A 13,882-nucleotide genomic window follows, 5' to 3' on the forward strand; every position below is an offset into this window, starting at 1 on the left:
TAATAAAACTCTAGTATTTTTTTAATCTATCCAGAGAAACATAAATGAGTATACAAATACTGTTCGGTTAAGGCAAGAGAAGCGATGAATCGCCGTCTTGACAATAATCTGTCTTTCGTCTTGACCGCGATTTATCGGATCTTTGCGATCTATAATTTTCATCAAAAAACCTTAACCGAATCATATTGAATGAGTATATTGTTTGACTGAAAAATCTTTCAACTGTTTGTCATTACTGTGACAAAAGTATGTCTTTGTTTTGAAGATTTGTAAAATTGAAATTTTCAAGTTTATATCAATCTTAAGTAAGATTTATGGTATATTCAGAGCAAGTTAGGTTATTGATTAAATTAAAGTTTTGAGTTAATCAATTTATGATGACTTAAATAATAGAACCATGATAAGTGATAATTTAAATAGCCATTTTTTAGTTTTTGTAAATATCAATTTAGATATATATCAACTGAGATTAAGGTTATTTTAGTGAATATTTGACATTTTGGGAAAATAATTAGCGATGCCTGCTCTGACTCTAAATAACCAAAATCTACCATACCCTGACCCTCTACACCCTATCATTGTTCACTTCGTAATCGCGATGGTGCTTTTTTCCTTTGTGTGCGATGTGCTGGGCTATTTCACGCGTAACGTGCGTTTATTTGAGGTGAGTTTCTGGAATATGTTTGTGGCCTCAGCAGCTATCTTTTTAGCGGTGATTGTTGGTCAGTTTGAAGCAGGTCTGGCGAACATTTACCCAGCAGTCCAACCAACACTGAATTTTCATACAGTGATGGGTTGGTCGTTGGCGGCTATTGTGGTTGGCATTACGGCTTGGCGTTTTGTGATTCGCAACAGCAGTCCACGGAAAGTACCGCCTGCTTATTTGGGTGCTGCAACGTTTTTAGTCTGCTTAGTATGCTTGCAAGTCTATCTAGGCAGCAAGCTAGTTTGGGTGTACGGGTTACACATTGAGCCAGTTGTGCAAGCGATGAAGCAGGGAGTTGCGCCATGAACTGGCAGCTTATTGATCAGTTGAGGTTGAGACTGAATGCTAACGGATTACCTTATGAGATTCCCATACATCCGCAACTGGTGCATTTAACCTTGGGTTTGTTTATTCTTGCCATCATTTTTGATATTGCCGGAGCGCTTTTTGCTTTAGAAAAACCAATCTTCAAATTTTTAGGCCTGCCTGCCCTGCGTTCTGGTTTCTTTGATGTCGGCTGGTATAACCTCATAGGAGCAGCTTTTATCACCTTTTTCACAGTTGCAGCAGGTTTTTTTGAGCTACTGCTAGCAAATCCACCAGTCGATCAAAAGAGCGTTTGGGGGTTAACTGCTGGTTGGACGATGCTTTTGCATGGTTTGGGTGGCGTTTTGCTGTTGGGAGCGATCGCAGCCATGACAATATGGAGAGGTTTGCAACGCTATCGCTGGCGCAAGGATGCTTCTAGGCAAGTGCAGTGGAGTTACTTGTTAGCAGGTATGGGAATACTGGCAATATTATTCGTTCACGGAACTTTGGGGGCGCAATTGGGAGAAGAGTTTGGAATTCACGTTACTGCTGCGAAGTTACTCCAAGAAGGTAGAAACCCAAATTTACTACTCAAATAATCAAGCGGGAAGTACTCTTAGATGAAATTATTATGTTTAGTTTTTGGGAATATGTACTAATAGCGTTTTATGTCGCAGTGCTGCTAATTGTTAGTCGGTGGATTGGACAACAGGCGTTTTCTTGGATGCCTCCCCAGGCGACAGCAGAAGCACAACGGGTAGATGATTTATTTAGCTTTTTAGTCTCAATTGGAGCATTTATTTTGCTGGGGCTGCTTGGTGTGATGGTGTATGCGATCGCTTTCCATCGCGCCCCCCCGGAAGACTACACCGAGGGACACCCTTCTAGAGGCAATGGGAAGCTAGAAATATTATGGACAGCTACCCCAACTCTGTTAGTAATATGGATTGCCTTGCAAAGCTTCAATATTTATCAGCAATTAAATATTCTGGGTTTAAACCAAATTGTGCATTTGCACACACCCCTAGAATCTACCCCCGCCTACGCCGCAATCGTTAGCGATGTCCCCAAACCTGCATCTGAAACAATTGAGGTTTTCGTTAGGCAGTGGGATTGGTCTTTCCGTTATCCAAATAACCTTACCACTAAGGAATTACACTTGCCGATCAATCGCAGCACTCGCTTAAAGATGCAGGCAGAGAAAGTAATCCACGGCTTCTACATTCCTGAGTTTCGTTTAAAGCAAGATATTGTTCCAGGGCGGAAGATTGACATTGTGATTACACCCATTCGCCCAGGTAAATATAGACTGAAAGATTCTCAATTCAGTGGTGCTTATTTTGCCTTAATGGAGGCAGATGTATACGTTGAATCTCTTGATAAGTATAATCAGTGGCTCGCGCAAACAGTCTCTAGCGAAACTACAAACACTAAAAATCAGGCAGTTGCCGAAAATATCCAACCACCAAAGACATTATTTAAAAGCGGCTGGTACACCGTCGCACCTGCTCAACCTGCTGTAGCGAATCAAAGGAAGATAAATAATGACACATGATATGAGTGAAGCTATAGCCAACAATAGAGAACCTGAGAATAACTGGCGGGAATATTTCAGTTTCAGCACCGACCATAAGGTAATCGGTGTTCAGTACATGGTGATGACCTTCATTTTCTTTCTTCTCGGCGGGCTGTTGGCGATGATTATCCGGGCTGAGTTGCTTACCCCGGAAGCAAATTTAGTTGACCGCCCCCTCTACAATGGTTTATTCACCATGCACGGGACAATCATGATTTTCCTGTGGATTATTCCCTTCAATGCAGGTCTTTCTAACTACCTAGTACCGCTAATGATTGGAGCGCGGGATATGGCTTTTCCCCTGCTCAACGCCATCTCTTTTTGGATTCTACCACCAGCCGGTCTTCTACTACTGTCTAGTTTTTTACTACCTAATGGGACTGCACAAGCTGGTTGGTGGTCTTATCCGCCAGTTAGTCTGCAAGTTCCAGCCGGTCAGTTGATTAACGGTCAATTTATTTGGATAGTTAGCCTAGTCTTAATTGGCATCTCCTCAATTATGGGGGCTGTCAACTTTGTTACTACTATCTTTTGGATGCGATCGCCAGGGATGACATTTTTTAGAATGCCGGTCTTTGTCTGGTCAGTCTTTAGCGCCCAGTTGTTGCAGCTAATTAACTTACCTTCTTTGACGGGTGCATTAATACTGCTATTGCTTGACCTCTCCTTCGGTACACAATTTTTTAAACCGGAAGGAAGTGGCGATCCGATCATTTACCAACATTTATTCTGGTTCTACTCTCATCCAGCAGTGTATATCATGGCGCTACCAGCCTTCGGTATTATTGCGGAAGTTCTGCCAGCCTTTGCTCGCAATCCTCTATTTGGCTATCGGTCAGTAGCGATCGCAACTTTAGGTATTGCTGGGATTAGCATCTTCGTTTGGGTGCATCACATGTTCACCAGTGCAACCCCCGGCTGGATGCGGATGACTTTCATGGCCACCTCAATGTTAGTTGCTATACCCACAGGTGTGAAGGCATTCGCTTGGACTGCCACCATCTGGAGGAGCAAATTGCACCTAGAAACACCAATGTTATTTGCGATGGGAGGTGCAGCGATGTTTATTTTTGGCGGTGTCACTGGTGTAATGCTTGCCGCCACGCCATTTGATATCCATGTCAATAATACTTATTTTGTCGTTGGTCACTTCCACTACATCGTTTTTAATACTATTACGATGGCAATCTTTGCCGGAATTTACTTTTGGTTTCCCAAAATAACTGGCAGGATGTACGCCGAGGGTTGGGGTAAGCTGCATTTCTGGTTGACCTTTATTCCTGCCAATATCACCTTCTTTTCCATGCACCCATTAGGTTTGCAAGGGATGCTACGGCGAATTTCGTCCTACGATCCCCAGTATCAGGGATGGAACGTCATCGCTAGCCTGGGATCGTTCTTGCTGGGAGCATCTACGCTGCCATTTATTGCTAACATCGTCGGTTCCTGGCTATATGGAGCGAAGGCAGTTGATAATCCTTGGCACGCTACAGGATTGGAATGGACAACTTCTTCACCACCTCCGCGAGATAACTTTGAAGAGATTCCTGTTGTCAACAGACCTCCTTACGATTATGGCGATCCAAAATATTCATTCGTGGAGAATTCTAATGATGGTGAGTCTGACTAGGGATTGGGGACTGGGGACTGGAGACTGGGGACTAGGAAGGAGATATAGTTATAGATTTTTAAATCTCTAGGACTAGCCCTTTCAAGGTGACTGGTAAAATCTCTGTTTTTCTCTCTGTGTTCTCTGTGCCTCTGCGGTTTAAAAGTAATTTATTTAACCACTCCAGACGCAGAGAACACAGAGTTAAGAGATTAAAGAGGAATGTTTTGAGCAAAATTTTTACTCACCTAGAAAGGGCTAGTCCTAATCTCTAATCCCAATACCCAATCCCCAATTCCCAAAATTATGCAACATCGCAGCATCCATTTAGATGAAAGTCCGATCCGTTTTGAGGGGTGGCGGCGACGCTTACCGAATTGGTTACAGCGCTTTCTGCCGAGTGGTGGCGGGAGTCATGAAGATCATCACGGCAAAGGAATGTTTGGGTTTACTGTGTTCCTCTTGTCAGAAAGTATCATTTTTTTGAGTTTCATCTTTACTTATGTTGCTCTGAGACTGAATACTAATAACTGGCTACCACCCGGTATTTCTGGGCCAGAATTGTCTAAGCTCGTGATTATTAATACAGTAGTTTTACTTTCTAGTAGCTTTGTAATTCAAGCAGCAGAAAATGCTCTCAAACGAAATCAACTGAGTAAATTTCGCGGGCTATGGCTGATCACGAGCGCAATGGGAATCTACTTCCTAATTGGTCTATTAATTGAGTGGAAAAATCTCGATTTCAAACTCACCACAGGATTAGTTGGTTCCACATTCTACTTGCTGACAGGTTTCCACGGTTTACACGTTCTGGCTGGTGTTGTGCTTCAGCTAATTATGCTGATTCGCTCATTCATTCCCGGCAATTATGATAAGACTCACTTCGGTGCAAGTGCGACTACTCTATTTTGGCACTTTGTTGATGTAGTTTGGGTCTTCCTATTCTCGCTTCTCTACCTTTGGCGAGCATAAAAAGTTCAGTTCACCAAGTATTTTCAGGAGTAATTTTATGAATTTATTCATCCAAGAACTACCAACCTCAGAACTCGCCCCAAAAGCAGTTCAAGAAACTCCCGCACCAGGTAAAGATCCACTCATTGCACAAGGTTTACAAAAAGAGCAATACATTGGCATTATTGGGCTAGCGATCGCTCTAATTGCTGCTGTCGGATTTTTTAGTCGCAGAGTCGAATATGCTATTGGGTTTGCTGTTATCCTCAGCGTCTTTTTAATTTCGTTATTTTTATTCATCTAAACTTCCATTCCTCCCACCACCGAATCTGTACTTAGATTGGTGGCTGGAATTTCTTCAGGTGCGATCGCGCTGACTAAAAGGGATTAGCCTCGATCGTCACTTCTGGCAGTGGAATAAACTCTGTTTCATCTGACACAGTAGCAAAGTGGTTGTTGCGCCAATCGGCTTTTGCTTGCTCTATTCGCTCTGGTCGGCTAGAAACAAAATTCCACCATTTGTAGCGTGTACCCAATGGTTCACCACCAATAACAATACATCGAGCCGCAGCCGCAGCAGAAACTCTTATTTCATTGTCTGGCTCTAGGATAGCGAGGCGATATGGCTCTAGCGGTTGCTCATTAATGCTCAAACCTTCTGTGACGCTGTATACTGCCCTCTCTGAATAACCTGTGGGGATAGTAAAGTGAGCATTGGCAGACAGCACCACATCTAAATAGAGAATAGGTGAGAAAACTTTGACAGGTGAGGTGTAGGAGTGTGCAACTCCTGCAATGAGTTTGATGAGAGCGCCATTCTCTTCCCAGGTAGGAAGAGTTTGGGCAGGATAGTGAGTAAAGCTGGGATCGGTTTCTTCGTATTCTACAGGCAAGGCAACCCAGGTTTGAATGCCATGAATGGTAGTTTCTTTTTGACGATCAATGTCGGGCGATCGCTCTGAATGTACAATCCCCTTTCCCGATGTCATCCAGTTCACAGCACCCTGTTGAATTTCCTGCACAGTGCCTAAACTATCGCGGTGTATCAAAGCACCATCAAATAGGTAAGTTACGGTGGCAAGATTGATATGAGGATGTGGTCGGACATCGATACCTTTGTGGGGTGGCAAAACAGACGGGCCAACATGATCGAAGAAGATAAACGGCCCAACCATTTGACGATGAGGATATGGCAAGCTACGGCGGGCAACAAACCCACCCAAATCTTTAACTTCAGGTTCAATCAGTTGAAGTATTGCCATAAGTGATGCGGGTGATTGGTGAATGCTGGAATTATTGTGACATTTCTCTGACCTGAAGTGCGGAAGCTCCTTAAAAATCAATACAGTTCAGTTAAGCATTTGTCTCTTCTCTCAGTGCCCTCTGCGTCTCTGTGGTTCGTTAAAAAATTGACTTTGCAAAGGGTTTTAGTCTTAACTAAACCGTATTGCCCTAAAAATCACTTCTGAGATTTCCTACTTATTCCCCTGTGGGGTTTTAAATCCAACTTTCTCATAAATAGAAGAGCAAAATATCCCCAGTGGAAGATTGCGATTATGGATAGGAAGTTGCTTAATTGGGAGAGTTAGGGCATCCACATTAGCTAGGGTCAAGTTTTTTGAGTTTTCACGTGTAACATCCTAACAAATTCCTGATTTCACAAGACTCTGGAGATATTTTATGAACAGCCCAGTTTACCAAACGGTGATTGTCGGTGGTGGCTTCACCGGCTTATTTACCGCCTTAAACCTAGCTCACGAACATTATCCTCGCTCTGTAATTTTGATCGATCAAAATGAACGCTTTTGTTTTAAGCCGTTACTCTACGAATATTTCAGTAGCGAGATGGATGCTTTTCAAGTAGTACCGCGTTTTACAGAATTGCTTAAAGGCAGTGGCGTTATCTTTGTTCAAGATACAGTGGAATCCATAGATTTGCATCAACAACAAGTCAAATTAGCTTCGGGAAACTCTTACAACTACAGTAACTTAGTATTAGCTTTGGGTAGTGTTACTGCTTATCATCATTTAGAAGGTGCTGAAGAATACGCTTTCCCATTTTGGACAGAAGCCGATGCGATCGCTCTTGACCAACATTTAGGCGACTGTTTGCAAAAAGCAATCCAAACTGAAGATATAGAACAACGTCGTCAACTGCTCACAATAGTCGTAGTTGGTGGTGGTGCAAGTGGTATAGAAATGGCAGCTACCCTAGCTGATTTAGTGCCACATTGGTATACCGCTTTGGGAGGAAATTCTGATGAAATTCGGGTGATACTGCTCAATCACGGTCAAGAAATCCTCAATGGTGATTTTAACGATCCTCTGCGCCCAATTGCTGAAAAAGAATTACAAAAACGCACGATTCCAATTGAAATTCTCAGAGGTGCAGAAGCCACTAAGATTCATGCTAACGCCATTGAATATAAGCACAATGAGCAAATTCAGACGTTGCCAACAAGTACCACAATCTGGACAGCTGGTACTTCTATTCATCCACTAATTAAAAATTTACCAATTTCCCCAGAACATCGAGATCGTCGCGATCGCCTTCTAGTTACTCCCACAATGCAACTACTCGACTTCCCAGAAGTCTTTGCCGGCGGGGATTGTGTAGCAGTTCCAGATAACTCACTACCGCCAACAGCCCAAGTTGCTTATCAACAAGGAGCCAATATTGCCCAAAATTTGAAAGCGATCGCTTTCGGCGAAGAACTCAAACCAGCAAAGGTAAATATCCGTGGAACTCTCTTAAAATTGGGGTTAAATAATGCTGCTGCTAATCTTTTTAATGTTTTTGAAGTTGCAGGCGAATCCGGGCATTTAATCCGTCAAGGCACTTATTTAACGCTATTACCAACACCATCTCATGATTTCAAAGCTGCAAGTGAATGGTTAGATGAAGAGATTTTTCATCATCACCTTGACACCCATGATGTGGGCAAAAAAGTTGTCCAAGCAGTGGAAGTAGTTGGCGTAGGAGTTATGGGCGTTTTAGCTGCAAGAAAACTACTAAAAATGCTGGGGAATAAAAGCAGTGTAACTTAAGGCTGTTGCGTAAGTCCTAATATTGTGAAACCATAGCTTGTGACTTGCTAATACAACTGCAACTAGCCTATTTCTAGCCTCACCTAGAAAAAAGTACTGGTACTGGTAATAATCATGACGCAATCCCCAAATTCAGGAAACAATCAGGAACCATCTAATCCTCGTCTGTGGCTCCTGCTTTTACGACGTACCAGTTTAGCTGTGGGTGGGGTTTTGCTAATTGGCATTATAGTTGGTTTTTGGTGGGCGAGAAGTTATGTATATAAGGATTTAGCCCCCTTAGTACAGCAAAATCTCCAACAATTGTTGGGGCGTCCAGTCAAAGTTGGGGAAGTTGAAGGTTTTTCGCTTACTAGTATCAGATTTAGCTCTCTATCCATACCAGCAATTCCCACTGATCAAGATCAGGTGGTAGCAAAAGCCTTAGAGGTGCAGTTCTCGCCGTTGCAACTTCTCCTCAGCCGAAAACTGGGATTAAATGTCACCTTAGTTCAGCCTAATGTCTACATTCAACAGGATAAAGATAGTCGTTGGGTAACAACCCAAATTAAGGCTGGGGGAGGACAAGGCTTGATTAAAATTGAGTTGGAGACACTGCAAATTCAAGATGGCAATGTCGAGTTGATGCCATTCGCCGCACCGACGAAACCGAAAGGCTCTGTAATATTAGATCATGTTGGTGGTGTTGCCCGATTTTCAGACCAAAATCAAAGGATCGGTTATGACATCAATACTCAGCTCACCAGGGGAGGCGCTGTTAAAATTGTTGGCGAAACCCAAATAAAAGCTCAACAAACTAACCTTCAGCTGCAAGTACAAAATTTCCAAGCATCTGATATTACTCGATTAATTCAGTTACCCATCGCTTTACAAGGAGGATATTTAAATGCTGATTTAGGCGTTCAGATTCCTCCAAAACTTTCAGACATCAAGATTACCGGAACCGCGACAGCTAATCAAATCACTGCCAAAATCCCCAATATTCCTCAGCAGATTTCTAATTTTAATGGGAAATTTCTATTTCAGGGGCAGACAGTTGCTTTAGATAATCTGAGTACGAACTTTGGCAAAGTTCCCATCCTGGCGAATGGAACTATTAATTCTCAAACAGGTTTTAATGTTTCTGCTCAGATTAAACCAGTTAGTGCGAAAAATATCTTAGATACCCTGAAAGTCAATTCGTCAGTCCCAGCTAGTGGCGAAATTCAAGCCAAGATTCAGGTATTAGGTCTACTTCAGCAACCTGTCCTCAGTGGTACAGTAAGTAATACCAAACCGATTCAAGTTGACCGCCTTCAATTTAAAAGCATCAACACTGATTTCCGGTTGAATGTCTCTCAAACTGCATCTCAACTTGCTGTTTCCAATCTGAAAATAGTCCCCGTAGCTGGTGGTCAAATTACAGGCAGTGGTCAAGCTAATCTTGGAATCAAAGATGGAGTAATATTTAATGCTCAAGCTGATGGAATATCGGGAGATATACTAGCACGCAGCTATGGCGTGACTCTACCGATCGCAGTTGGCAATGTTTCTGCAAAAGCTCAAATTTCTGGCTCACTCCACAAACAGCCCTTGAACCTTAATGTTTCCAATATTCGGGTAACACCAGCAGCCGGAGGGCAAATCACAGCTAATGGTCAAATTCAACTGGCTCCCCAGGGTCAAGTAGGTGTAAATATTCAAGCCCAAGGTATCCCAGGAAATGCGATCGCTCAAGGTTATAATATTTCAACGCCAATTAATATTGGTGGTATATCTGCGAACGCTAAAATTTCTGGTTCTCTCGGTAGACCTTTAAACGTCAATATTTCTCGCGTTCAAGCAAATCCAGATGTGGGGGGGCAAGTTACAGCTAGCGGTCAAGTTCAGCTTGCACCCCAAGGTAGGGTATCGTTGAATGTGCAAGCAGAAAATTTACCAGGGGATGCGATCGCACGAGCGTACAATTCCTCACCCTCCATCACCATTGGGAATGTCTCGGCAAATGCGAATATTTCCGGCACTCTCAGCAACTTGCAAACAGTAGCACGAGTGCAAGCCCCCAACGCCACCTATCCCACAACCGGACGGGTTGTTGTTACCAAACAAGGAGAGAATATCCTTTTCCCCGATGCCGTTTTGAACGTCGCAGGCGGGACAATTCGGGCCAGAGGTGAAGTTGCCCAAGAACGTTGGCAAGGGGGTATCAAAACTTCTCAAATTCAACTCAACCGATTCTCACCACAACTACGAGGACAGCTCAATAGTAATATTCAGTTAGCAGGTACAACAAAATCTTTCCAACTTGCCGATATTCGCGCCGCCGGACAAGTCCGCCTATCCCAAGGGGTAGCGTTGCTGGCAAAACCGCTCACCGCTCAATTTCAGTGGAATGGACAGCAGATTATCGTTGAAAACGCAAGTACCCCAGGATTGAGTGCTAATGGTGCGATCGCTATTCAGTCTCCCCCAACTGGCGCACCCCAAATTGCGGGATTTAATTTAAATGTACTGGCGCAGAGTTTCAACCTCAAAAATACTGGCTTTAAAGTTCCTGGTGACGTTGCAATAGCAGGGCTACTAGATTTTAATGGAAAAGTTACAGGTACTCCAGATGTACCGCAAGCTAATGGCAATATTCGACTGCGGAATTTTAAGGTTAGTGACTTGGCATTTGACCCACTTTTAACCGGAAAGGTGAATTTTCAAGGGGGACAAGGGGCAAGTCTGCGATTAGCTGGGAAGCAAGACCGGATTGCGCTTAACTTAGGTGCAAATTATCGTCCCACTTCATTTTTAGTTAAACGTGATGAGGCAGTTACTACAGGTAGAACTGAGGGAGATAACTTGCTCATTAACGCCCAACAGTTTCCCATCGCTCTAGTTGGCGGCTTTTTACCTAACAATCAATTGAAACCATTGGCGGGGCAACTATCGGGTAATTTAGTTGTCAATCTGAATAATTATGCCATTGCGGGGGATGTGGCGATCGCAGGGCCTCGTGTTGCCAGAGTTGCAGCAGATGAATTTCGTGGTAGCATCAATTATGCCGATGGTACTGCTAGCTTGGCTAATGGTCTATTGCAGATTGGCGATAGTAACATCGCTCTCAGTGGCAATGTGCAAACAGGAAATGACCCGAAATTTCAATTCCAAGCTAATTTTACCCAAGCCAAAATCCAGAGACTTCTACAAGCGTTCAATATCTACGACTTTCAAGACTTTGGTACCGGGTTGCAGCCTCCCACCTTAGCGGGAGCAGAGGCACTTAATACCGAGTCTATCAGTTTGCCCAATGCAGATTTGAAAACACAGCTAACATACTTCTCGAATCTTACAGCAGCCAATGCCAAACAACAGCAATTAGAAACAAAACAAACCCCATCTTTACCCAGCCTTGCAGAATTAACAGGTGCTTTAAGCGGAGCAATTACAGCCAATGGCTCCTTAAAATCTGGGTTGAATGTCGGCTTTAATTTTCAAGGTGCAAACTGGCAATGGGGTGAATATTCCATCAATCAAGTGGTTGCTCAAGGCAAATTCGCCGATGGTATCGTCACACTTTCGCCCTTGAGTATTGGGATAAATCAAGGACTAGTGGCCTTTTCGGGACAGTTAGGAACTGAGCAACTATCTGGAAAGTTGAATGTAGCAAGTTTACCCTTATCACTTTTAGAGCCTTTTATCGAAAAATACCCCATAGATATCACTGGTAATGTCAATGCTGATGCCACCTTAGCAGGTAGTTTACAAGATCCTAGCGCAAAAGGCAAAGTGACTTTAGCTAATGCGACTCTTAACAAACAACCTGTGCAAACAGGAGAAGTGAACTTTGATTACAACAAAGCTCGTTTGAATTTTGATAGCACCTTACTAGTAACCGGAACGCAGCCAGTTGCCATTACAGGTAGCGTACCTGCTCCGTTACCTTTTGCCAAAGTGAAACCGGATAGCAATCAAATCAACATCAACGCCAATGTGCAAAATGAAGGATTGGCACTGTTAAACCTGCTTACCAACAATCAAGTCGCTTGGGTAGACGGTCAAGGAAAAGTAGATTTAAACGTTCAAGGTACTTTAAACGAACCAATTATTAACGGAAATGCCACACTTAATAATGCTACCTTTCGCGCTCAAGCCTTATCCGATCCCCTAACGAATGTTACTGGAACAGCGCAATTTAATGGTAGTACGGTCAGCGTTGAAAATATCCAAGGTAATTATAATCAAGGGCAAGTGACTGCATCAGGCATCCTGCCAATTTTTAATTCTCAGCAAACCGCAGCGAATCCTCTGACAGTATCAATCGCAGACAAACTAAATTTTAAAATTGCAGGACTGTATGAAGGCGGTGTCGGCGGTGATATTGTCATTCGGGGAACAGCGTTAAAACCTGTAATTGGTGGAGAGATTAAACTGAGTGATGGTCAGGTAATTATTGGCAATTCAACGACTGCTAATAATAAAAAATCAGCAGCTACAGCAGACGCTAATACTAAAGTCATAAATCTAAATAGACAAGAGGTTAACCCTAACGCTACACCGACAGCAGAGAATAGCACTAACCCAGTAGTTACAGCAGACGGAAGCGCTAACCCAGTGACAACAGCAGGCAGAAGCACTAGCGCAGCAACTCCACCCAATCTACCTGTAAAATTTGCAGATTTAAAGTTGATTTTAGATAAGGGTGTTCGTGTTACCACTCAGTCTTTACTAAGCTTTGTACCAGGAGGAGCCGCATTGAGTCAGCCCCTATTGAGCTTTGACGCTAAAGGCGATTTGACCATTAATGGTACATTAGCCAAGCCGCTTCCTGAAGGAGTCATTCGTTTGACAGGAGGACGACTCAGCTTATTCTCCACTGAGTTCACCTTAGCGCGGGGTTACGAACAAACTGCGCGGTTTAGTCCAAGTCAAGGGCTTGACCCTACTTTAGATGTCCGGCTGACTGCAATTGTACCGGAAGCATCGGTAAAGAACAGTCAAGTTTTGGAATCACCATTGTCTGCTGAAATTAGCGATACTTCTGTAAACAACTTTGGAACTTTACGTACCGTTACCGTTCAAGCCACTGTAAACGGGCCAGCGAGTAAATTGGGCGACAATCTAGAACTGACCAGTGAACCTAGTCGTAGTAAAGGAGAAATAGTTGCTTTGCTAGGTGGCTCAATTCTCGGTTCTTTCGGTCAAACAAATGCAGGCCAAGGGCTGACTAATTTCGCTAGTTCTGCCATTTTAGGTAGTTTACAAGGAACTATTACTGCGATCGGACAGGCTGTTGGTTTCAGTGAGTTTCGCATATTTCCCACCCCTATTACTAATAATCAAACAACAACAGCTTCAGTTCTAAATTTATCAGCAGAAGGTGTGTTTAACATCAATAGAAATTTCTCTGCCTCTTTATCGCGCGCCCTTACTAGCGATGACTCTTTCCTTTACAATGTGCTTTATCGAGTCAATGACGAAATTCTCATGCGAGGCTCAACTAATTTGGGGGATGAAAATCAATTCCAAGTTGAGTATGAAACCCGATTTTAGAGCAATACAGTTCAGTTAAGCATTTGTCTCTTCTCTCAGTGCCCTCTGCGTCTTAAGTGGTAGCCTGCGGCAAGCCGCTCCGCGTCTACGTTAAAATAAAAATTAACTAATAAGCTGTTCCATATTTAAATTACATAAGCTGGGCGGGCAAGATGCCCACCCCACA

The 13,882-nt window shown here is 43.2% G+C and carries 10 protein-coding genes; 8 read left to right on the plus strand and 2 right to left on the minus strand.

Annotated features, from left to right (window positions below; all coding sequences use genetic code 11):
- Nucleotides 1-21: 21 nt before the first annotated feature.
- A complete protein-coding gene (locus tag V7K76_RS13870; RefSeq protein ID WP_334779033.1) occupies nt 22-162 on the minus strand; it encodes a hypothetical protein in 141 nt (46 codons plus the stop codon).
- A gap of 355 nt (nt 163-517) precedes the next feature.
- Here V7K76_RS13870 and V7K76_RS13875 point away from each other — a divergent pair, with 355 nt between their 5' ends.
- The 6 genes from V7K76_RS13875 (at nt 518) to V7K76_RS13900 (ending at nt 5,455) form a co-directional block, all read left to right on the plus strand.
- Nucleotides 518-1,012, plus strand: a complete 495-nt coding sequence (locus V7K76_RS13875) for a DUF2231 domain-containing protein (RefSeq protein ID WP_334779034.1) — start codon at nt 518-520, stop codon at nt 1,010-1,012.
- Nucleotides 1,009-1,614, plus strand: coding sequence for a DUF2231 domain-containing protein (locus tag V7K76_RS13880; protein ID WP_334779035.1), 606 nt, complete (start codon nt 1,009-1,011; stop codon nt 1,612-1,614). Before V7K76_RS13875 ends, V7K76_RS13880 begins: the two co-directional genes overlap by 4 nt.
- A gap of 32 nt (nt 1,615-1,646) precedes the next feature.
- Nucleotides 1,647-2,570, plus strand: a complete 924-nt coding sequence (locus tag V7K76_RS13885; protein WP_334953641.1) for a cytochrome c oxidase subunit II — start codon at nt 1,647-1,649, stop codon at nt 2,568-2,570.
- Nucleotides 2,560-4,221 (plus strand): cytochrome c oxidase subunit I, encoded by a 1,662-nt coding sequence (locus V7K76_RS13890; RefSeq protein ID WP_334779037.1) that lies wholly within the window; start codon nt 2,560-2,562, stop codon nt 4,219-4,221. Before V7K76_RS13885 ends, V7K76_RS13890 begins: the two co-directional genes overlap by 11 nt.
- A 285-nt stretch (nt 4,222-4,506) precedes the next feature.
- Nucleotides 4,507-5,172, plus strand: a complete 666-nt coding sequence (locus V7K76_RS13895) for a cytochrome c oxidase subunit 3 (RefSeq protein ID WP_335029813.1) — start codon at nt 4,507-4,509, stop codon at nt 5,170-5,172.
- A gap of 37 nt (nt 5,173-5,209) precedes the next feature.
- Nucleotides 5,210-5,455, plus strand: a complete 246-nt coding sequence (locus V7K76_RS13900) for a hypothetical protein (RefSeq protein ID WP_334779039.1) — start codon at nt 5,210-5,212, stop codon at nt 5,453-5,455.
- Nucleotides 5,456-5,528: 73 nt separating this feature from the next.
- Here the strand turns inward: V7K76_RS13900 and V7K76_RS13905 are convergent, their stop codons facing one another.
- Nucleotides 5,529-6,413, minus strand: coding sequence for a pirin family protein (locus V7K76_RS13905; RefSeq protein WP_335029814.1), 885 nt, complete (start codon nt 6,411-6,413; stop codon nt 5,529-5,531).
- Nucleotides 6,414-6,831: 418 nt separating this feature from the next.
- Here V7K76_RS13905 and V7K76_RS13910 point away from each other — a divergent pair, with 418 nt between their 5' ends.
- Nucleotides 6,832-8,199: an NAD(P)/FAD-dependent oxidoreductase gene (locus V7K76_RS13910; RefSeq protein ID WP_334953652.1), complete on the plus strand. Its 1,368-nt coding sequence runs from the start codon at nt 6,832-6,834 to the stop codon at nt 8,197-8,199.
- Nucleotides 8,200-8,313: 114 nt separating this feature from the next.
- Nucleotides 8,314-13,716: a translocation/assembly module TamB domain-containing protein gene (locus tag V7K76_RS13915; protein WP_334953654.1), complete on the plus strand. Its 5,403-nt coding sequence runs from the start codon at nt 8,314-8,316 to the stop codon at nt 13,714-13,716.
- Nucleotides 13,717-13,882: the final 166 nt, after the last annotated feature.

The organism is Nostoc sp. (assembly GCF_036917975.1).
Taxonomy (GTDB): Bacteria; Cyanobacteriota; Cyanobacteriia; order Cyanobacteriales; family Nostocaceae; genus Nostoc.

Bases quoted from the DNA above. Each gene is read 5' to 3' on its own strand.
- V7K76_RS13870 (WP_334779033.1), bottom strand. From the start codon at position 162: ATGAAAATTATAGATCGCAAAGATCCGATAAATCGCGGTCAAGACGAA.
- V7K76_RS13910 (WP_334953652.1), top strand. From the start codon at position 6,832: ATGAACAGCCCAGTTTACCAAACGGTGATTGTCGGTGGTGGCTTCACC.
- V7K76_RS13875 (WP_334779034.1), top strand. From the start codon at position 518: ATGCCTGCTCTGACTCTAAATAACCAAAATCTACCATACCCTGACCCT.
- V7K76_RS13880 (WP_334779035.1), top strand. From the start codon at position 1,009: ATGAACTGGCAGCTTATTGATCAGTTGAGGTTGAGACTGAATGCTAAC.
- V7K76_RS13900 (WP_334779039.1), top strand. From the start codon at position 5,210: ATGAATTTATTCATCCAAGAACTACCAACCTCAGAACTCGCCCCAAAA.
- V7K76_RS13905 (WP_335029814.1), bottom strand. From the start codon at position 6,413: ATGGCAATACTTCAACTGATTGAACCTGAAGTTAAAGATTTGGGTGGG.
- V7K76_RS13890 (WP_334779037.1), top strand. From the start codon at position 2,560: ATGACACATGATATGAGTGAAGCTATAGCCAACAATAGAGAACCTGAG.
- V7K76_RS13885 (WP_334953641.1), top strand. From the start codon at position 1,647: ATGTTTAGTTTTTGGGAATATGTACTAATAGCGTTTTATGTCGCAGTG.
- V7K76_RS13915 (WP_334953654.1), top strand. From the start codon at position 8,314: ATGACGCAATCCCCAAATTCAGGAAACAATCAGGAACCATCTAATCCT.
- V7K76_RS13895 (WP_335029813.1), top strand. From the start codon at position 4,507: ATGCAACATCGCAGCATCCATTTAGATGAAAGTCCGATCCGTTTTGAG.